This is a genomic window from Bacillus sp. EB V-12, assembly GCF_056158125.1.
In genome coordinates, this window is record NZ_JBUXJL010000002.1 from 737,849 (window position 1) to 756,504 (window position 18,656).

The window sequence follows — 18,656 nt, forward strand, 5'->3', positions numbered from 1 at the left end:
AATAAAGATATGGATTGTAAGGTTTATTCATTGACAATAGTGGCAGAAGAAAATAGAATGAGAAGTACTATAATTAAAACTTCAATGGAGGTTCATGATGTTTTATTTAATTTACTTCGCGATCATAATGATCATACCGTTGTATGCACAGTCAAGAGTACGTAGTGCCTATAGCAAGTATTCACAAGTTTATTCAACATCAGGTATGACAGGAGCGGAAGTGGCTCGAAAAATTTTAGATGAAAATGGATTATACAACGTAGCTGTAGAAGAAACACCAGGTCATTTATCAGACCATTATGATCCAACCGCTAAGACGGTTCGATTATCAACAGATAACTATTATGGACATTCAGTTGCTGGTACAGCAGTTGCAGCACACGAAGTAGGACACGCAATTCAAGATGCAAAAGATTATAAATTTATGCGCGTTCGTCATTCGTTAGTGCCAGTTGCAAACTTTGGTTCGAATATGTCTTGGATTTTCGTCCTAATCGGTATATTTGCACAAATGTCTGGTTTGTTGTTATTAGGTATCATTTTAATGGCAGCAGGTGTTGTGTTCCAGCTCGTTACATTGCCAGTTGAGTTTGATGCGTCAAAGCGCGCAATGCAACAAATTGAAGCGTTAGGTATTGTATCAACAGATGAATATGGGCAAGCTCGTAAAGTATTAAATGCGGCAGCATTAACATATGTAGCAGCTGCAGCTGTAGCGGTATTTGAATTATTACGTCTCGTATTAATGTATACTGGTATGCAGCGTAGCGACGACTAAAGACTATCAATTTTGATAGTCTTTTTTTGTTGTATGGATTGAATTATATAATGTATTGCAAATAGAAATAATAGAAGTAATGCGGAAAGGTGGTGGGGGAAATGAAATATCCAGACCATTTAGTAAAACAAGTACAAGAGCGTAGTGCTCCTTACCAACTAGAAGGTTTTTTAAGTGGACAAGGTCCTGAAAATCCCAAATTTATGTTGTTAGGAGAAGCACCTGGTGAAACAGAAATTCATAATGGGATTCCGTTTAGCGGGAGGGCGGGAAAACAATTAATGGTTTTTTTAGAGCGTATCCACGTTACAAGGGAAGAAGTATATATTACGAGCGCTGTTCGGAGTAGACCTTATAAATGGCGAGAGAAAAAAGAACGAAATGGTGAAATCATACAAAAAAAGTATAATAGAACGCCAAATCAGGGAGAAATAGTTGCCCATGCGCCTTTGTTAGATTATGAATTAGAGAAAATACATCCGAAGCTTATCGTCACGCTTGGAAATATCGGTCTTCAACGTTTAACAGGAAAAAATAAAAAAATCACAGATGTACACGGGCAATTATTAAAACAGCCCATTCAAAAATTAAAGGATATGCAAAGTGCAGAGTTTACATGGTCAGAGAAAGAATATCATGTTTTTCCGACTTTTCATCCAGCTTCCATTTTTTATAATCGGAGTTTATTGGAGCTTATTCATGAGGATTTTGAGAAGCTTAAAAGACTTGTAATAAAAAACTAGAAAAGCTAAGGCGCTTTTCTAGTTATATTTAATTATGTAAAGGGTTTTTATTTTCATCTAACGTAAACCCTTCACCAACTACATCATGTACATCACTTACAGCGACAAAAGCATGAGGATCTACAGAAGTAATGATATTCTTTAATTTCACGATTTCATTTTTAGCAACAACGCAATACAATACATTACGTTCCACTTTTGTATACGATCCAACAGCTTTTAAAAAGGTTGCTCCGCGCTCCATTTCAGATAAAATTTTGGCAGCAATTTCATCGTTTTTCTCTGAGATAATAGTCGCTCCTTTGGCAGCATAAGCTCCTTCTTGCATAAAATCAATGACTTTAGCACCGATAAAAACAGCAACTAGCGTATACATGCCCTCGCGGTATGATAAATAGGTAAGAATAGAGACGACGATAACGACAGCATCAAACATAAACATTGTTTTCCCCATACTCCAGCCAACATATTTGTGCGCTAGTCGTGCGATAATATCTACACCGCCAGTAGTCCCGCCATATTTAAATATTATTCCAAGGCCGATACCGATAAATGCCCCGGCGAATAAAGCTGCGAGTGTCATATCATTTTGCAAGTTTAAATGTAAGTTGAGTACTTCGTAACGCTGGAAAATCCATAGAAATAAAGATACGCTAAAGGTTCCAATTAATGTATATAAAAATGTCGTTCTGCCAAGTAACCTCCAGCCAATAAAAAATATAGGGATATTTAAAATTAAGTTTGAGTAGGAAGGATCAAACTTAAATAAAAAATACAATAATAGTGTAATACCAGTAAACCCACCCTCTGCAAGGTGGTTTTCAATATTGATATTGACAATACCGAAAGAAAATATAGCGGAACCAATTAAAATAAAAATAATATTTCGCATCTTCAATTTTGATGTCATATAGAAATCCCCCTAATTATGTAATGATTGCATTGCTCCGCTGAAACGGTAAAACATAATAATAAGTAATTTCTAGTTGCTAGTGAAAATAGTAAGAACCTGATTGATGTGGGCTGATTTTTTGTGAAAAGTGCAAAAGAAAGTTTCACTTTATCCCGCTCTAAAGGCTGATAGGAGATGAAGCAAAGAAGAGGGGCAAACCAGCCGTAGGAACCCGATTGGTGTGGGCTGATCTTTTGCAAAAATCGCAAAAGAAGTTTCACTTTACCCCGTACCAACGGCTGGTAGGAGATAAACCTCTGAAGAAAGGCAAACCAGCCGTAGGAACCCGATTAGTTCAACTAATCTTTTGCAAAAAAATCACAAAAGAAGTTTCACTTTATTATAGTCTATCCAAAAATGGGTCGCAAATAGGTGTTTGGCGGGGAATAATATTTGTCAAATCGCGATGAATTGGCTAACATGAAAGAGGAAGGATTAGAGGTGAATAGTATGGAAGCAAAAACGATGAAAGATATGCAGAAAGAAGTAGATGCATATATTGGTCAGTTTAAAGAAGGTTATTTCAGTCCGCTTGCAATGATGGCTCGTTTAACGGAAGAAATGGGAGAGCTTGCAAGAGAGGTAAATCATTATTATGGTGAGAAACCGAAGAAAACAACTGAAAAAGAAAGAAGTATTGAAGAAGAGCTTGGAGATGTATTATTTGTTATGATTTGTATGGCAAATAGTTTAAATATTGATTTAGAGACAGCACATAACATTGTAATGAATAAATTTAATACACGTGATAAAGATCGCTGGACACGTATTGATGAGGGAGAGAAAGAATAATGAAAGAAATTAAAGTAATTATCGCCGGACCAAGAGGACGTATGGGACATGAAGCAGTCCTTCTTATGGAAAGAACGGAACATTTTAATTTAGTAGCAGCAGTGGATTATAAGCATGGTGGTGAGAAGATTTCTGATTTACCTGGCATGCCAGCATTACATGCGCCGATTTATGCTGATTTACATACTTGTTTAGATGAAGTAGAAGCAGATGTGTTGTTAGATTTAACAACACCAGAAGTGGGGAAACAACACGTTACACTTGCAGTTGAGCGTGGACTTCGTTCGGTTATTGGTACAACTGGATTTACAGAAGAAGAATTGACACGTTTAACAGAGAATGCAAAAGAAAAAGCAGTAGGAACAATTATTGCTCCAAACTTTGCAATTGGTGCAGTTCTTATGATGAAATTCTCACAAATGGCAGCGAAATATTTCCAAGATGTTGAGGTAATTGAATTACATCATGATCAAAAATTAGACGCACCATCTGGTACAGCTGTAAAAACGGTAGAGTTAATTCGCCAAAATCGTGAATCAAAGCAGCAAGGTCATCCAAATGAAGTAGAGCAACTAGCAGGTGCACGAGGTGCAAATGTAGACGGTATTCACATTCATAGTGTACGTTTGCCAGGGCTTATTGCACACCAAGAAGTAATGTTTGGTGGAGATGGACAAATGTTAACAGTTCGTCATGATTCATTCAATCGTGCATCATTTATGTCAGGTGTAAAACTATCAATTGAGACAGTAATGAACCTTGATCATCTTGTGTACGGTTTAGAAAATATTATCGACTAAAGGGGAGACAACGGATGAAAATTGCCTTAATCGCACATGACAAAAAGAAAAATGATATGGTTTCGTTTGCATACGCATATAAACCAATTTTTGAACAACATGAATTATTTGCAACAGGAACGACAGGGCTTCGCATTATGGAAGCGACTGGATTAGTTGTAACAAGATATCAATCTGGCCCTCTTGGTGGAGATCAAGAAATTGGTGCAATGATTGCAAAGAACGATTTAGATATGGTGATTTTCTTCCGCGATCCATTAACAGCACAGCCGCATGAACCGGATGTGAATGCATTACTTCGTTTATGTGATGTATATGCGATTCCACTTGCAACGAATATGGCAAGTGCTGAAATGTTAATGCACGCATTAGAGCGAGGAGATTTAGATTATCGTAAGTTAAGAAAATGAGGGGAACAATTATGAGTGGATTACATATATTAGCGTTTGGTGCTCATGCCGATGATGTTGAAATCGGCATGGCTGGTACCATCGCTAAATATACAAAGCAAGGGTATGAAGTAGGTATTTGTGATTTAACAGAAGCTGATCTTTCTTCAAATGGAACGATAGAGTTGAGAAAAGAAGAAGCGAAGGTCGCAGCTCGTATAATGGGAGTAAAAACGAGGCTGAATTTAGCGATGCCAGACCGTGGTTTGTATATGAAAGAAGAGTATATACGTGAAATTGTCAAGGTGATCCGTACATATAAACCAAAACTAGTTTTTGCGCCGTATTATGAAGATCGCCATCCAGATCATGCAAATTGTGCAAAGCTTGTGGAAGAGGCTATTTTTTCAGCAGGAATCCGTAAATATATGCCGGAACTTTCACCACATCGTGTGGAGTCTTTTTATAATTATATGATTAATGGTTTTCATAAACCGAATTTTTGTATAGATATAAGTGAGTACCTCTCTATAAAGGTGGAAGCATTAGAAGCGTATGAAAGTCAGTTTTCAACAGGGAGTGATGGTGTTAAGACACCGTTAACAGAAGGTTACGTTGAAACTGTGATTGCTCGTGAGAAGATGTTTGGAAAAGAAGTTGGAGTCTTGTATGCCGAGGGATTTATGAGTAAGAAACCGGTTTTATTACATGCTGATTTATTAGGGGGATGTAAATGAAATTAAAAATAGGTATTACATGTTATCCTTCTGTAGGTGGTTCTGGAGTTGTTGGAACAGAATTAGGAAAGCAATTGGCGGAACGTGGGCATGAAATTCACTTTATTACATCGGGTTTACCATTCCGGTTAAATAAAGTATATCCAAACATTTATTTTCATGAAGTGACGGTAAATCAATACTCTGTATTTCAATATCCACCATACGATTTAGCGTTAGCAAGTAAAATGGCCGAGGTTGCACAAAGAGAAAACTTAGACATTTTACATGTGCATTACGCAATACCACATGCAATTTGTGCATATTTAGCAAAACAAATGATCGGAGAGCGTATTAAAATTGTTACAACCTTACATGGAACAGATATTACTGTGCTAGGTTCTGACCCTTCGTTAAATAATTTAATTCGTTTTGGTATTGAGCAATCGGATGTTGTTACTGCTGTCTCGCATTCATTAATTAACGAAACACATGAGCTTGTAAAACCAAGTAAAGAAATTCAAACGGTATATAACTTTATAGACGAACGTGTATATTTCAAGCGTAATATGTCTCAATTAAAGAAAGAATATGGTATAAGTGAGAGTGAAAAAGTACTTATTCATATTTCGAATTTCCGTAAAGTGAAACGTGTGCAGGATGTTGTTCAGGCATTTGCTAAAATTGTTAAAGAAGTAGATGCGAAGTTGCTTCTTGTTGGAGACGGACCAGAATTCTGTACGATTTTACAGATAGTGAAGAATTTACATATTGAAGATCGCGTTTTATTCCTAGGGAAGCAAGATAATGTTGCAGAACTACTTGCGATGAGTGATTTAATGTTGCTTCTATCAGAGAAGGAAAGTTTTGGTCTTGTTTTATTAGAAGCAATGGCGTGTGGTGTACCTTGTATCGGAACACGGGTTGGAGGTATTCCAGAGGTTATTCAACACGGGGAAACAGGATATTTATGTGAAGTTGGCGATACAACAGGAGTGGCAAATCAAGCTATTCAGCTATTAAAGGACGAGGAACTTCACCGTAATATGGGAGAACGAGCAAGAGAAAGTGTTTATGAGCAATTTCGCTCAGAAAAAATTGTTTCACAATATGAAACGATTTACTATGACGTACTAAGGGATGACAAAAATGGAAAGATTTAAAAAAGCTAGTTCTATTATTGAGACATTAAAGCAACAAGGACATGAGGCTTACTTTGTTGGTGGGAGCGTACGAGATCTTATTATCGATAGGCCGATTGGAGATATTGATATTGCGACATCTGCTCTACCAGAAGAAGTGATGGCTATATTCCCAAGAAATGTTCCTGTTGGTCTTGAGCATGGAACTGTAATTGTTGTAGAAAATGGTGAGCCCTATGAGGTAACTACTTTTCGAACAGAAAGCGAATATGAAGATTTTCGAAGACCTAGTAGTGTTCAATTTGTTCGTTCATTAGAAGAGGATTTAAAACGTCGTGATTTCACGATGAATGCAATTGCTATGACAGAAGAAGGCAAAATGGTCGATTTATTTGCTGGACAGGAAGCCATTCAACAGAGAGAAATTGTGACAGTTGGAAATGCTGCGGATCGTTTTCAAGAAGATGCCCTGCGAATGATGCGTGGTATTCGGTTTGTAAGCACGTTAGGTTTTTCATTAGAAATGAAAACGAAGCAAGCGATTGAAACGTATGGGCATTTGCTAGAACATATAGCAATTGAGCGTATTACAGTAGAGTTTGAGAAACTGTTAACTGGTACATATTGTGTGAAAGGTCTCAAAGAATTAGTAGAGACGAAGCTATTTTCTCATTTGCCATATTTACAAATGTCAGAAGAGAGACTGTTAAAAGCTACGCAGTATAAATGGGATTCTTTCGAAACGGATATTGAGGCGTGGGCATTTTTCTTATATTGTATCGGAGAAGAACATCCATCTGTCTTTTTACGTCAATGGAAGTTTTCGAATAAAAAAATAAAAGATATTGTTGCAGTTTTATTGACAATCCGTACTAGAAAGGAGAAGGATTGGGATACAGTCCTTCTTTATAAAACGGGAATTCATATCGCTGAAATGGCAGAGAGAGTATATGAAGCGATGATTGAACGCTATGACCCTACATCTGTTGAACGAGTACAATCAATGTTTCATGCATTGCCAATCCAGGAGCGTCAAGAAATGAATGTGACTGGTAATGATTTATTAAACTGGGCAAACAAAAAGCCTGGTCCGTGGGTTGCTGAGATGCTTCAGAAAATCGAAGAAGCAATCGTACAAGGAAACGTAGTTAATGAGAAAGAGCGTATAAGGGAGTGGCTACAAGGATGCAATCTACTATAAGAAAGCAGTTATTGCAAGTTTTTTCTGAAGCGGATGGCGAGTTTGTATCCGGCCAAACAATTAGTGATAAACTTGGTTGTTCAAGAACTGCTGTGTGGAAACATATGGAGGATCTGCGGAGTGAGGGATATGAACTTGAAGCTGTGCGTCGATTAGGTTACCGAATTGCAAGTAAGCCAGACAAAGTGACCGCTAATGAAATTCAGTTAGGGCTACAAACGAAGCGGATTGGTAGAACAGTGTATTTTGAAGAAACTGTTGAATCAACGCAGCACATTGCAGCAAAACTTGCTTATGAAGGTGCAGAAGAAGGAACAGTCGTTGTAGCAGAAGAACAAACAGCGGGAAGAGGTCGTTTAAGCAGAAAATGGCATTCACCAAAAGGAACAGGGATTTGGATGAGTATTATTTTACGCCCATCAATCCCAGTTCATCATGCACCGCAACTTACTTTGTTAGCGGCCGTTAGTGTTGCACAAGCAATTGAAAAATGCACGGGTGTAAACGTAGGAATAAAATGGCCAAATGATATTTTAATTCAAGGTAAAAAGGCTGTAGGTATATTAACAGAAATGCAAGCGGATCCTGATAAAATTAATGCTGTCATTATGGGCATCGGTATTAATGCGAATCAAAAGCAAGAACATTTTGATGAAGAAATTCAGCACATTGCTACTTCATTAGCGATTGAATCAGGTAAGCCGATTGTTCGTGCAGAACTTATGCAACAAATCTATTTACAACTAGAAAAATTATATGAAGAGTATTTACAAAATGGTTTCTCTGTCATTAAAATTCTTTGGGAAAGTTACGCTGTGAGCATCGGGAAAGAAATTACCGCTCGAACGATGAGAGAGACAATTACGGGGTTAGCAAAAGGAATCACAGAGGATGGTGTATTACTTCTGGAGGATCATGAGGGGAAAGTACATCATATTCATTCTGCAGATATTGAAATTAAGTAAAAGAAGTTCCTCTTTTGGAACTTCTTTTTATTTCAATAGTTTTGAGTTGAATTTGTAACATGATAATAAATTTTTTTCATATTTAAATTTCATTTCAAAATATCTTCCGCCTAATTGGCAGGGCATGTTATTTGACGATTACTTTGCCTGCCATTCCTTTAAGAAGATGGTATCGACATATTAATTCATATGTACCAGTATTTTTAGGTTTCACGGTAATATTCTTTTCTTTTCCTGACTCGATTACGACGTCAATGCCGAGTTTTTTCACTGTAAAGGTGTGCTCGTTTTTACCTTTATTTTTCAATAGTAATGTTGTTGATCCTGCAAGCGGAATCGTGATAACATTTGGATTAAAGTAATCATCATTTAGTTCAACCTCAATCACTTTCGTTAAATCGGTGGGGGGTGTTACGACAGTAAATGAGGCAAATACATGGGAGGATCCTAAAGACATCCACCATACAATCATTACAAGCAAACTGCTGAATCGAAATAACCACCTGTTCATAGACATCTGCAATTCTCCTTTGTTAAGTACTTTCCTCAATTAACCTGCATCATTAGTTTAAGAGTTATACTATACAGTTAAATGGATTACAGAAAAAATTAACTTGGACTTTTTTAGCATGCGTTGAAAAAACATGTATCTTTTCAGGATAGAATTCTCCATAAAAACTGTATAGCATATATACTCTCGTGTTAAATTTCATATACCGTAATAAGAATAAAAAATTATTTTTTCAAAAAAATGTAGTAATTCCTTTTTGTAGTTTGCTATAATTAGTTCGAATGTGGGCAGTATCAGAGCGAACTGCACCATGATTCGAAGTCATACGAAAAATAATAACTTGGATTCTGCCTTGATCCAATAACGGACTGGGACAGAGGGATGAATAATGCCGACTAACACACAACCCTTCTGCCCTTTTATGGTCAGAGGGGTTTTTTATATGATTTCGGCCATCTCCTCTCTCCTGCATAAAGGAGGAGTAGTTTTTGAAAACAAAAACAGATTTTTTGAAGATGAAAGAGCAAGGTGAGCCGATTACAATGCTAACGGCGTATGATTATCCATCTGCTAAATTAGCAGAAGAAGCTGAAGTTGATATGATTCTAGTTGGAGATTCTCTTGGAATGGTTGTACTCGGATACGATTCAACAGTACCTGTAACAGTAGAGGATATGATTCATCATACGAAAGCTGTACGCCGTGGAGCGAAAGAGACGTTTATTGTAACTGATATGCCATTTATGTCGTATCACGTATCATTACAAGAAACGATGGTGAATGCACGTCGCATCGTTCAAGAGAGCGGGGCACACGCACTGAAGGTAGAAGGTGCTGGAGAAGTTATATCGACGATTCAATATTTGACGAACGCAGGAATTCCTGTTGTAGCGCATTTAGGTTTAACCCCTCAATCGGTAGGAGTGTTGGGTGGATATAAAGTGCAAGGAAAAGATGCGGAGAGTGCAAAAAAATTAATAGAAGATGCAAAGAAATGTGAAGAAGCTGGTGCAATAGCGCTTGTGTTAGAATGTGTACCAATGCAGTTAGCAGAACTTATTTCAGAGCAACTAACAATACCAACAATTGGGATTGGTGCAGGACAAAAAGTAGATGGACAAGTGCTTGTTTATCATGATCTTATCTCATACGGCGTAAATCGTGTTCCGAAATTTGTGAAGCAATATACGTCTGTTCAAGAGGAGATTGTGCGTGGGATTTCACAATATGTTACTGAAGTAAAGACAAGGCAATTTCCTGAAGAAAAACATTCGTTCACAATGAAAGAGGAAGAATGCTTAGCGTTATACGGAGGAAAACAATAATGAAAATCGTAACTACAGTGCAAGAGATGCAGCAAATTACAAGCGAACTTCGTGCAAGTGGAAAGAGTATTGGTTTTGTTCCAACAATGGGTTATTTACATGAAGGCCATGCTACTTTATTACGTAAGGCAAGAGAAGAAAATAAAATTGTAGTTTTAAGTGTATTTGTAAACCCGCTACAATTCGGCCCAAATGAAGATTTAGATCGATATCCTCGTGATATTGATAGAGATGAAAATGTAGCAAAAGAAAACGGTGTAGATTATTTATTTTATCCGAGTGTAGAAGAAATGTATCCAGCAGAACAAACAACAACAGTAGAAGTTGTGAAGCGCACGGACGTATTATGCGGTCAACAAAGACCTGGTCATTTCGCTGGTGTTGCAACTGTACTGATGAAACTATTTAATATTACGGTGCCAACGCGTGCTTATTTCGGTATGAAAGATGCTCAACAAGTTGCAGTAATTGAAGGATTTGTAACTGATTTCAATATTCCAGTTACAATCGTACCAGTTGATATTGTAAGGGAAGAAGATGGTTTAGCGAAAAGTTCTCGTAACGTGTACCTATCACAAGATGAACGTGAAGAAGCTCTTCATTTATACCGCAGCCTATGTATAGCGAAAGAAAGAATTGAGGCAGGTGAACGTAATCCGGAAATCATTACAAATCTTGTGAAAGATTATATTGAGACGCATACGAAAGGCACTGTAGATTATGCGGATTTATATGCATATCCGTCATTAACAATGGTAGAGAAAGTCGAAGGAAGAATCATTTTAGCTATTGCAGTTAAGTTTGAAAATGTAAGATTAATTGACAATATAACATTAACGGTTAAATAAGGGGGAGCATCTATGTTTCGCACAATGATGAGAGCAAAGTTACATCGTGCAACTGTAACGGAGGCAAATTTAAATTATGTAGGTAGTATTACAATTGATGAAGACTTAATGGATGCAGTAAATATTGTAGAAAACGAAAAAGTCCAAATTGTAAATAATAATAATGGTGCTCGCTTAGAGACATACGTTATTAAAGGGGAACGCGGTAGTGGTGTTGTTTGTTTAAACGGTGCTGCGGCAAGACTTGTACAACCAGGGGACAAAGTAATTATTATTTGTTATGGGCTAGTTACGGAAGAAGAGATTCATACACAAGAACCAAAAATTGCAGTACTAGACGATAATAATCAAATTATTGAAATGTTAGGTGCTGAAAAAGCGGGTACGATATTATAAGTAGAAAGGCTATCTCCATTGCGGAGATAGCTTTTTTGTGCATCTTTTCATTAAGATGAGATAAAACGTGGTATAGTAACATTATATAAATTATTGTTGTTTGAAAGGTAAGAAATTGAGGTGTTACATATATGAGTAAGCGTTATGTCGTTGTTGATTTAGAGACGACAGGGAACTCCTGGAAAGATGGGAAGGATAAAATTACCCAAATTGCAGCTGTTGTAGTAGAAGATGGAGAGATATTGGAGATTTTTTCGTCTTTTGTTAATCCAAAGAGAGAGATCCCACCATTTATTACAGAATTAACAGGGATTGATGAAAGTCTTGTAAAACAAGCCCCGTTATTTCAAGATGTAGCCCCGATGATTGTTGAGCTATTACAAGGTGCGGCTTTCGTTGCGCATAATGTTCACTTTGATTGGAATTTTTTAAATGAAGAATTAAGGCAAGCTGGATATACAGAAATACATTGTCCGAAAATCGACACGGTTGAATTGGCTCAAATTCTTTTGCCGACAGCCGATAGTTATAAATTACGTGATTTAGCTAAGAAGCATGAACTAGAGCACGATCAACCACATCGTGCGGATAGTGATGCTCTTGCAACAGCGGAATTATTTTTACAATTTTTAAATGAAATTGAAAAGTTACCACTTGTCACGTTGCAATCGCTTTATGAATTAAGTGATGTGTTCCAAAGCGATATAGCTGATGTGCTTTCTGAAAATATTTTAAAGAAAGTAATGCACGGTAAAGAAGATATAGCGGAGTATGAAATACATCGAAATATTGCGCTGAAAAAGCGGAACTATTCCTTAAACCTTGGAGAAACGTGTTCATCAAAGTTTGATGCTTTCTTGAATAAAACGATGGATAAATTGGAATCACATATGCCAAAGTTTGAAAGAAGAGAAAGTCAACAACTGATGATGAAAGAGATATATACGGCGTTAAGAGATTCTCGTTTTTCACTAATTGAAGCCGGTACAGGAACAGGAAAGACTCTCGCTTATTTGCTTCCTAGTCTTTATTTTGCAAAGAGAAAAGAAGAACCTGTCATTATAAGTACACAAACGGTACAACTCCAACAACAAATATTAGAAAAAGAAATTCCGTTATTACAAAAAATAATGCCATTTTCATTTGAGGTAGCTCTTCTAAAAGGAAGAAAGCATTATTTATGCTTACATAAATTTGAGTATGCTTTGCAAGAGGAAGAAAAAAATTATGATATGGCACTTACAAAGGCGAAGATTTTAGTTTGGCTATTGCAAACTGAAACAGGTGATCGAGACGAATTAAATATTCCTGAGGGCGGAAAGTTACTTTGGAATCGTATTTGTAGCGATGCGTATAGTCCAGGCGGTATGCAAAGTAATTGGTTTAGTCGTTGTTTTTACCAGCGAGCGAAGAATAAAGCTTTATTTGCAGATATCGTTATTACAAATCATGCGTTATTATTTCAAGATTTTTCAAGTGAAGAACCGTTGTTTGCTTCATGCGAACATATTATTTTTGATGAAGCTCACCATATTGAAGAAGCCGCGAGTAGAACATTGGGTGAACAGTTCTCTTGTATGTATTTTCAATTGGTTATATCTCGTCTTGGGACACTAGAAACAGAAGATGTACTCTCCAAAGTATATAAAATGATGAAAAAATCAGAGCAAGCATCTCGTTCAACTTTCCGTATGATAAGTTATAGTTTGAAGGAACTTAAGTTTGATGCGGATGAACTCTTCCAAATGTTACGTACTTTTATATTTAAACAAACAAAGCAAGAGCAAGGAACGAATAATATGCCGCTCATCTATAGGTATAACGCAGAACTAGAAAAAGGTAAGTTGTGGGATAGTATCGTCGAATTAACAAATCGTTTTATATATGAATTAAGAAGGGTAGTAACTGCTCTTGAGAAGCAAGTGGATATATTGCAAAGTAAGTTAGAATGGGAGATGCATGTTGTAACAGGTGAATTTATGCATTTAATTGAGTTGCTGAGAAAGATGGCAGAATCATTACAGTTACTCGTATTAGAAAAGAATTCGTATGTAACTTGGATGGAGACTGAAACGAAAGGGACGATTCATTCAACAGTTCTATATGCACAGCCTGTTCATATTGGTGAAAGATTTGCTGATGAATTTTTAACAGAAAAAAAGAGTGTTATTTTTACATCCGCAACACTAACAGTTAACGATACGTTTGATTATATAAAAGAGGAACTTGGTTTACATGATTTCGCTCCAAATACTTTAAAGGTTCCGTCGCCATTTCGTTATGATGAACAGATGAAATTAATGGTGTCAACGGATGTACCTTTTATTAAGCAAGTAAGTAATGAGCGATATATTGAATCTATATCGGAACATATTGCAAAGATAGCGAAAGCCACAAAAGGCAGAATGCTCGTTTTATTCACTTCGTATGAAATGTTAAAAGAAGCGTATGCGAATTTAAAAAATAATGATGAATTAGAGGGTTATTTATTACTCACCCAAAGTGTGAATAATAGAAGTCGAAGCCGCTTAATTCGAAAGTTTCAAGAGTTCGACAAATCAATTTTATTAGGGACGAGCAGTTTCTGGGAAGGAATAGATATTCCTGGAGATGCCTTAAGTTGTCTTGTTATAGTCCGTCTACCATTTACACCTCCTCATCAGCCGATGATGGAAGCGAAAGGTGAGTGGCTAAAAAATCAAGGTGAAGATGTATTCGCTAAATTAGCGCTCCCACAAGCAATATTACGTTTCAAACAAGGATTCGGCCGCTTAATTCGAACGAATACAGATACAGGAACGGTAGTAGTGTTAGATCGTCGTTTGACGAGTTCTTCCTATGGAAAACGATTTCTACAATCGATTCCTAACGTACCTCTTTATGAAGGACCATTAGAAGAATTGTTAGTACAATTAGAAGAACCATCAAATGAATAAAAATGGAAGAAAAATACGCCTGAAGTACTTATAAACTTCAGGCGTAAAAAATGTGGGTAGGAGGAATTTTATTTTTCTTACTTCTTGTATACAAAATGTGTTGGTTTTCGACTTGAAACCTTTTTTTGCTGTACATGTCCTGCTATAATAGATGGGTGATGAAGCAGGGGTTGTAAAGAATGTACTCTTATTGTAACCGCATTGCGTTCTTCTATAATTAGAAATTTTTGTGTAACGGAGGAGTTTTTTCATGGATAAGAAAATCGAAGTACTATCAACGACGCGTATTAAATATTCGTCGGATTTGTATAAAATTGTTGATAGTTTAAATCGTACGTTAAAAGAGCAGGACCTCATGTTCGGACTAGCATTAGACGAAAAAGATAAAGAAACAGCTGTATTTACGATTTACAGAACGTAGTGATACAATGAAAAAGTGGATCTTTGCAATCATTATTGTTATCGTTGCTAGCGGAATATATGGGGCGTATGTTTATAATAAAGCGATGGGAAAGAAAATTCCAAAAGAGTCGAAATTTGTAGAAATTGCTAAAGAAAAAGCAAAGCTTACAAAGGTGAAATCTGTTGATTATTACAACGGAAAATCTGCATATATAGTCGTGCAAGGTACAGATGAAAAGGGAGAACAACTTATCGTTTGGGTGCCTGAGAAAAAAGGGGATACTGTAGTAAGGAAAAAGAGCGAAGGTATTTCTGAAAAAGAGGCTATACAAAGAACAATAGAGCAAGTCGGCAATGAAAGTAAGGAATCAAAAAGTAAGCCGAAAGAGATTATGAAAGTGAAATTAGGCTTTGAAAATGATGTACCACTATGGGAAGTTACATATATTGATGATGACAATCGTTATAGTTATTACTATCTTGAATTTAAAGATGGAAAATTTTTAAGACGATATAGCATTGAAAAATAGATGTAGGGGGAACTACAAATGAAATTAGCAAAGCGAGTAGCTGCTTTAACACCGTCTTCAACTTTAGAAATTACAGCAAAGGCACAAGCATTAAAAGCAGAGGGTCATGATGTAATTGGATTAGGGGCAGGGGAACCTGACTTTAATACACCAGAGCATATTATGGATGCTGCACATAAAGCGATGTTAGAAGGGCATACGAAGTATACACCAACAGGTGGATTACAATCGTTAAAACAAGAAATTGTGAAGAAATTTACTCGCGATCAAGGTATTGCGTATGATCCATCTGAAATTATTGTATGTAATGGTGCAAAGCATGCATTATATACATTATTCCAAGTATTACTTGATGAGGGAGATGAAGTTATCATCCCAACTCCTTACTGGGTAAGCTATCCAGAGCAAGTAAAGCTTGCTGGCGGTAAGCCGGTTTATGTAGAAGGTTTAGAAGACAATGAGTACAAAATTACAGCAAAGCAGCTGCGTGAGGCAATTACAGAGAAAACGAAAGCAGTTATTATTAATTCACCGAGCAATCCAACAGGAATGATTTATAGCAAAGAAGAATTACAACAGCTTGGAGAAGTATGTTTAGAACATGATATTTTAATCGTTTCTGATGAAATTTATGAAAAATTAATTTATGGTGGCGTAGAATATACTTCAATTGCCCAGCTTTCTAATGCATTAAAAGAACAAACACTTATTATTAATGGTGTATCTAAATCTCATTCTATGACAGGATGGCGTATTGGATATGCTGCAGGAAATAAGCAGCTTATTAAAGCAATGACGAATTTAGCGAGTCATAGTACGTCAAACCCTACTTCAATCGCTCAATACGGCGCAATTGCGGCATATGCAGGCTCACAAGAACCTGTGGAAACAATGCGTCAAGCCTTTGAAGAGAGATTAAACATCATTTATGATAAATTAATTCAAATCCCTGGCTTTACTTGTATTAAACCGCAAGGGGCATTTTACTTATTCCCTAACGTAAAAGAAGCTGTAGCTTTATCAGGATATGCAACAGTTGATGATTGGGCAAAAGCTCTATTAGAAGAGGAAAAAGTGGCTCTTGTACCAGGTACAGGATTTGGTGCTCCAAATAATGTTCGTTTATCATATGCGACATCTCTTGAACAAGTAGAGAAAGCATTAGAGCGCATCCATACATTTATGAAAAGTAAAGTGCAAGCTTAATTTTATATTTCATTCATGTAATATAAAAAACCTCCCTATTAATGGGGAGGTTTTTTTGACGGATTGTGGCAAAAAGAAATAGCTAAAGGTGTGTTATACTAGAGAGCGAGGTGTTTGGTGATGAAAAAGAAAATGATGTTACAGTGGTTTGAGCAGGGAAGCATTGCAATTCCAAAATTGCTTATGATGCATTATAAAAAATTAGGTTTAAATGAGACGGAATTTATGGTTGTACTTCATGTACACACATTTTTAGAATCAGGTAATTCGTTTCCGACTCCTTCAGAGATTTCTGAACGGATGACGATAACGGAAATGAAATGTATGGAAGTAATTCAGACGTTGATTCAAAAAGGTTTTTTATCACTAGAAGGTGGACAAAGATCAGAAGCGATGATGTGCGAAAGTTATTCTTTACAACCGTTATGGGAAAAAATATTACATTTCTTAATGGATGAATCAATAGAGGAAGAGCAAAAAGAAAAAAAACAGCTACAAGTAAATTTATATACAGTATTTGAAAAAGAATTTGGAAGACCACTTTCGCCGTTCGAATGTGAAACGTTAGGGATGTGGGAGGACCAAGATCAACATCATCCAAATTTAATTCAAGCGGCTCTTAGAGAAGCTGTAATGAGTGGAAAACTAAATTTCCGATATATTGATCGTATTTTATTTGAGTGGAAAAAGAATGGAATTAAAACGGTAGATCAGGCTCAAAATCAAGGTCAAAAATTTAGAGCGAATCAACAAAGGGCACAACAAATGACAAAACAAGAGACGAAATTTACTGGAAAAGTGCCTTTTTATAATTGGTTGGAGCAGTAATATAGGAGGAAAAATATGCTTAACAAAACGCAAATCCGTTATTGTTTAGACACAATGGCGGATATGTATCCAGAAGCACATTGTGAATTGGTTCATGATAATCCATTTGAACTTGTAATCGCGGTGGCGTTATCTGCACAATGTACGGATGTACTTGTAAATAAAGTGACAAGAAATTTATTTCAAAAATATAAAACACCAGAAGATTATTTAAGTGTTTCTCTAGAAGAATTACAACAAGATATACGCTCTATCGGATTGTATAGAAATAAAGCAAAAAACATTCAAAAATTATGCCGAATGTTATTAGATGACTATAATGGAGAAGTACCGAACGATCGAGATGAACTTACGAAATTACCAGGTGTAGGAAGGAAAACAGCGAATGTTGTAGTTTCCGTAGCGTTTGGAATTCCGGCAATTGCTGTTGATACACATGTGGAGCGAGTGAGTAAACGATTAGCTATGTGTAGATGGAAAGACTCTGTGTTAGAAGTAGAAAAAACATTAATGAAGAAAGTACCAATGGATGAGTGGGGAGTTACACATCATCGTATGATTTTCTTTGGACGTTATCATTGTAAAGCACAACGACCGCAATGTGAGGAATGCAGACTGTTAGAAGTATGTCGTGAAGGAAAGAAGCGAATGAAGGTGAAATAAAGGATGGAACGAGTTATAGAAATACCGAAAGAATTTCACTGTTTACCATTTTTTAAAGAAAGTGTAAATTTAATTAAGTATCATACAGACAATTCTTTTGAAGAGATAATACAAAATACTTACTTTATATTTGATATTGAAAGACAGTATGAGCCATGGAAGGAAATTGAAAACAGCATTCCAGTGATGTTGAATGTATGGAAAAATAAGCATGAAGACATTGCTATACTGTTTCGAAATAGAAATAAGCAAGAGGCTGAGGGACCAATGATTCTTTTTGCAGCTCACTTGTTATCGGTTGTCTATTGGCTAAATGAACAACCTGTTCATAGTTTGAATGAAATGCAAATAAATACGAATAAATTAAAAGTGCAACCTGTTAATTTTATGGAAAGATATTCATTCATTATAAAGAAACCGAGTAATTATCATTCTTATATTCAATTAGCGCAGTTGTATATCGAAATAGAAAAGCTGTATGTAAAGAAAATGATAACAAAAAAGAAGTCCGCTTCTCGTTAAGAGAAACGGAC

At 36.3% G+C, this 18,656-nt stretch carries 21 protein-coding genes; 19 read left to right on the forward strand and 2 right to left on the reverse strand.

Annotated features, from left to right (window positions below; translation table 11 throughout):
* The first annotated feature begins 94 nt into the window (after nt 1-94).
* On the forward strand, nt 95-778 hold the full coding sequence (locus ACZDYH_RS10470; protein ID WP_058839490.1) for a zinc metallopeptidase: 684 nt from the start codon (nt 95-97) through the stop codon (nt 776-778).
* 101 nt (nt 779-879) lie between these two features.
* Nucleotides 880-1,521: a uracil-DNA glycosylase gene (locus ACZDYH_RS10475; RefSeq protein WP_000876873.1), complete on the forward strand. Its 642-nt coding sequence runs from the start codon at nt 880-882 to the stop codon at nt 1,519-1,521.
* 28 nt (nt 1,522-1,549) lie between these two features.
* On the opposite strand, the gene ACZDYH_RS10480 is transcribed toward ACZDYH_RS10475, so the two are convergent.
* Complete coding sequence (locus ACZDYH_RS10480; protein ID WP_000202121.1) at nt 1,550-2,431, reverse strand: YitT family protein; 882 nt, start codon at nt 2,429-2,431, stop codon at nt 1,550-1,552.
* Between the two features lie 492 nt (nt 2,432-2,923).
* On the opposite strand from ACZDYH_RS10480, the gene ACZDYH_RS10485 reads away from it, so the two are divergent.
* The 7 genes from ACZDYH_RS10485 to ACZDYH_RS10515 are packed head-to-tail and all read left to right on the forward strand — an operon-like array spanning nt 2,924 to nt 8,478.
* Nucleotides 2,924-3,265: a nucleotide pyrophosphohydrolase gene (locus ACZDYH_RS10485; protein ID WP_002108639.1), complete on the forward strand. Its 342-nt coding sequence runs from the start codon at nt 2,924-2,926 to the stop codon at nt 3,263-3,265.
* Complete coding sequence (dapB, locus tag ACZDYH_RS10490) at nt 3,265-4,065, forward strand: dihydrodipicolinate reductase (protein ID WP_000658813.1); 801 nt, start codon at nt 3,265-3,267, stop codon at nt 4,063-4,065. The genes ACZDYH_RS10485 and dapB overlap by 1 nt, the downstream gene beginning before the upstream one ends.
* A 14-nt stretch (nt 4,066-4,079) precedes the next feature.
* Nucleotides 4,080-4,475, forward strand: a complete 396-nt coding sequence (gene mgsA, locus ACZDYH_RS10495; RefSeq protein ID WP_000684765.1) for a methylglyoxal synthase — start codon at nt 4,080-4,082, stop codon at nt 4,473-4,475.
* Nucleotides 4,476-4,486: 11 nt separating this feature from the next.
* Nucleotides 4,487-5,191, forward strand: coding sequence for a bacillithiol biosynthesis deacetylase BshB1 (gene bshB1 / locus ACZDYH_RS10500; RefSeq protein WP_000015673.1), 705 nt, complete (start codon nt 4,487-4,489; stop codon nt 5,189-5,191).
* Entirely contained in the window at nt 5,188-6,333 is a 1,146-nt protein-coding gene (bshA, locus tag ACZDYH_RS10505) for an N-acetyl-alpha-D-glucosaminyl L-malate synthase BshA (protein ID WP_000768305.1), read from the forward strand. Before bshB1 ends, bshA begins: the two co-directional genes overlap by 4 nt.
* Nucleotides 6,320-7,513: a CCA tRNA nucleotidyltransferase gene (locus ACZDYH_RS10510; RefSeq protein ID WP_000439321.1), complete on the forward strand. Its 1,194-nt coding sequence runs from the start codon at nt 6,320-6,322 to the stop codon at nt 7,511-7,513. Before bshA ends, ACZDYH_RS10510 begins: the two co-directional genes overlap by 14 nt.
* Nucleotides 7,498-8,478: a biotin--[acetyl-CoA-carboxylase] ligase gene (locus tag ACZDYH_RS10515; RefSeq protein WP_001192063.1), complete on the forward strand. Its 981-nt coding sequence runs from the start codon at nt 7,498-7,500 to the stop codon at nt 8,476-8,478. The genes ACZDYH_RS10510 and ACZDYH_RS10515 overlap by 16 nt, the downstream gene beginning before the upstream one ends.
* 127 nt (nt 8,479-8,605) lie before the next feature.
* On the opposite strand, the gene ACZDYH_RS10520 is transcribed toward ACZDYH_RS10515, so the two are convergent.
* Nucleotides 8,606-8,995, reverse strand: coding sequence for a cupredoxin domain-containing protein (locus ACZDYH_RS10520; RefSeq protein WP_434713916.1), 390 nt, complete (start codon nt 8,993-8,995; stop codon nt 8,606-8,608).
* A gap of 482 nt (nt 8,996-9,477) precedes the next feature.
* On the opposite strand from ACZDYH_RS10520, the gene panB reads away from it, so the two are divergent.
* The 10 genes from panB to ACZDYH_RS10570 all read left to right on the forward strand — a co-directional run bounded on the left by panB (nt 9,478) and on the right by ACZDYH_RS10570 (nt 18,645).
* Nucleotides 9,478-10,314: a 3-methyl-2-oxobutanoate hydroxymethyltransferase gene (gene panB, locus ACZDYH_RS10525; RefSeq protein ID WP_000851108.1), complete on the forward strand. Its 837-nt coding sequence runs from the start codon at nt 9,478-9,480 to the stop codon at nt 10,312-10,314.
* Complete coding sequence (gene panC, locus ACZDYH_RS10530) at nt 10,314-11,162, forward strand: pantoate--beta-alanine ligase (RefSeq protein WP_000707029.1); 849 nt, start codon at nt 10,314-10,316, stop codon at nt 11,160-11,162. The genes panB and panC overlap by 1 nt, the downstream gene beginning before the upstream one ends.
* Nucleotides 11,163-11,174: 12 nt before the next feature.
* Nucleotides 11,175-11,558: an aspartate 1-decarboxylase gene (gene panD, locus ACZDYH_RS10535; protein ID WP_000490184.1), complete on the forward strand. Its 384-nt coding sequence runs from the start codon at nt 11,175-11,177 to the stop codon at nt 11,556-11,558.
* 131 nt (nt 11,559-11,689) lie between these two features.
* On the forward strand, nt 11,690-14,494 hold the full coding sequence (dinG, locus tag ACZDYH_RS10540) for an ATP-dependent DNA helicase DinG (protein ID WP_000044960.1): 2,805 nt from the start codon (nt 11,690-11,692) through the stop codon (nt 14,492-14,494).
* A 250-nt stretch (nt 14,495-14,744) separates the two neighbouring features.
* On the forward strand, nt 14,745-14,915 hold the full coding sequence (locus ACZDYH_RS10545) for a YpmA family protein (protein WP_000358352.1): 171 nt from the start codon (nt 14,745-14,747) through the stop codon (nt 14,913-14,915).
* A gap of 7 nt (nt 14,916-14,922) precedes the next feature.
* Nucleotides 14,923-15,426, forward strand: a complete 504-nt coding sequence (locus tag ACZDYH_RS10550) for a cell wall elongation regulator TseB-like domain-containing protein (RefSeq protein WP_000758739.1) — start codon at nt 14,923-14,925, stop codon at nt 15,424-15,426.
* Nucleotides 15,427-15,444: 18 nt separating this feature from the next.
* Nucleotides 15,445-16,632 (forward strand): aspartate transaminase AspB, encoded by a 1,188-nt coding sequence (aspB, locus tag ACZDYH_RS10555; RefSeq protein ID WP_000761571.1) that lies wholly within the window; start codon nt 15,445-15,447, stop codon nt 16,630-16,632.
* A gap of 120 nt (nt 16,633-16,752) precedes the next feature.
* Nucleotides 16,753-17,460 carry a DNA replication protein DnaD gene (gene dnaD, locus ACZDYH_RS10560; protein ID WP_000728552.1) on the forward strand — a complete coding sequence of 236 codons (708 nt, stop codon included), beginning with the start codon at nt 16,753-16,755 and terminating at the stop codon, nt 17,458-17,460.
* A 15-nt stretch (nt 17,461-17,475) separates the two neighbouring features.
* The gene (nth, locus tag ACZDYH_RS10565; protein WP_000933034.1) at nt 17,476-18,123 is read left to right on the forward strand and encodes an endonuclease III; all 648 of its coding nucleotides are present in this window, start codon (nt 17,476-17,478) and stop codon (nt 18,121-18,123) included.
* A gap of 3 nt (nt 18,124-18,126) precedes the next feature.
* Complete coding sequence (locus ACZDYH_RS10570) at nt 18,127-18,645, forward strand: YpoC family protein (RefSeq protein WP_000442652.1); 519 nt, start codon at nt 18,127-18,129, stop codon at nt 18,643-18,645.
* The last annotated feature ends 11 nt before the right edge of the window (nt 18,646-18,656 follow it).

Bases quoted from the DNA above. Each gene is read 5' to 3' on its own strand.
- ACZDYH_RS10470 (WP_058839490.1), top strand. From the start codon at position 95: ATGATGTTTTATTTAATTTACTTCGCGATCATAATGATCATACCGTTG.
- ACZDYH_RS10475 (WP_000876873.1), top strand. From the start codon at position 880: ATGAAATATCCAGACCATTTAGTAAAACAAGTACAAGAGCGTAGTGCT.
- ACZDYH_RS10480 (WP_000202121.1), bottom strand. From the start codon at position 2,431: ATGACATCAAAATTGAAGATGCGAAATATTATTTTTATTTTAATTGGT.
- ACZDYH_RS10485 (WP_002108639.1), top strand. From the start codon at position 2,924: ATGGAAGCAAAAACGATGAAAGATATGCAGAAAGAAGTAGATGCATAT.
- dapB (WP_000658813.1), top strand. From the start codon at position 3,265: ATGAAAGAAATTAAAGTAATTATCGCCGGACCAAGAGGACGTATGGGA.
- mgsA (WP_000684765.1), top strand. From the start codon at position 4,080: ATGAAAATTGCCTTAATCGCACATGACAAAAAGAAAAATGATATGGTT.
- bshB1 (WP_000015673.1), top strand. From the start codon at position 4,487: ATGAGTGGATTACATATATTAGCGTTTGGTGCTCATGCCGATGATGTT.
- bshA (WP_000768305.1), top strand. From the start codon at position 5,188: ATGAAATTAAAAATAGGTATTACATGTTATCCTTCTGTAGGTGGTTCT.
- ACZDYH_RS10510 (WP_000439321.1), top strand. From the start codon at position 6,320: ATGGAAAGATTTAAAAAAGCTAGTTCTATTATTGAGACATTAAAGCAA.
- ACZDYH_RS10515 (WP_001192063.1), top strand. From the start codon at position 7,498: ATGCAATCTACTATAAGAAAGCAGTTATTGCAAGTTTTTTCTGAAGCG.
- ACZDYH_RS10520 (WP_434713916.1), bottom strand. From the start codon at position 8,995: ATGTCTATGAACAGGTGGTTATTTCGATTCAGCAGTTTGCTTGTAATG.
- panC (WP_000707029.1), top strand. From the start codon at position 10,314: ATGAAAATCGTAACTACAGTGCAAGAGATGCAGCAAATTACAAGCGAA.
- panD (WP_000490184.1), top strand. From the start codon at position 11,175: ATGTTTCGCACAATGATGAGAGCAAAGTTACATCGTGCAACTGTAACG.
- dinG (WP_000044960.1), top strand. From the start codon at position 11,690: ATGAGTAAGCGTTATGTCGTTGTTGATTTAGAGACGACAGGGAACTCC.
- ACZDYH_RS10545 (WP_000358352.1), top strand. From the start codon at position 14,745: ATGGATAAGAAAATCGAAGTACTATCAACGACGCGTATTAAATATTCG.
- ACZDYH_RS10550 (WP_000758739.1), top strand. From the start codon at position 14,923: ATGAAAAAGTGGATCTTTGCAATCATTATTGTTATCGTTGCTAGCGGA.
- aspB (WP_000761571.1), top strand. From the start codon at position 15,445: ATGAAATTAGCAAAGCGAGTAGCTGCTTTAACACCGTCTTCAACTTTA.
- dnaD (WP_000728552.1), top strand. From the start codon at position 16,753: ATGAAAAAGAAAATGATGTTACAGTGGTTTGAGCAGGGAAGCATTGCA.
- nth (WP_000933034.1), top strand. From the start codon at position 17,476: ATGCTTAACAAAACGCAAATCCGTTATTGTTTAGACACAATGGCGGAT.
- ACZDYH_RS10570 (WP_000442652.1), top strand. From the start codon at position 18,127: ATGGAACGAGTTATAGAAATACCGAAAGAATTTCACTGTTTACCATTT.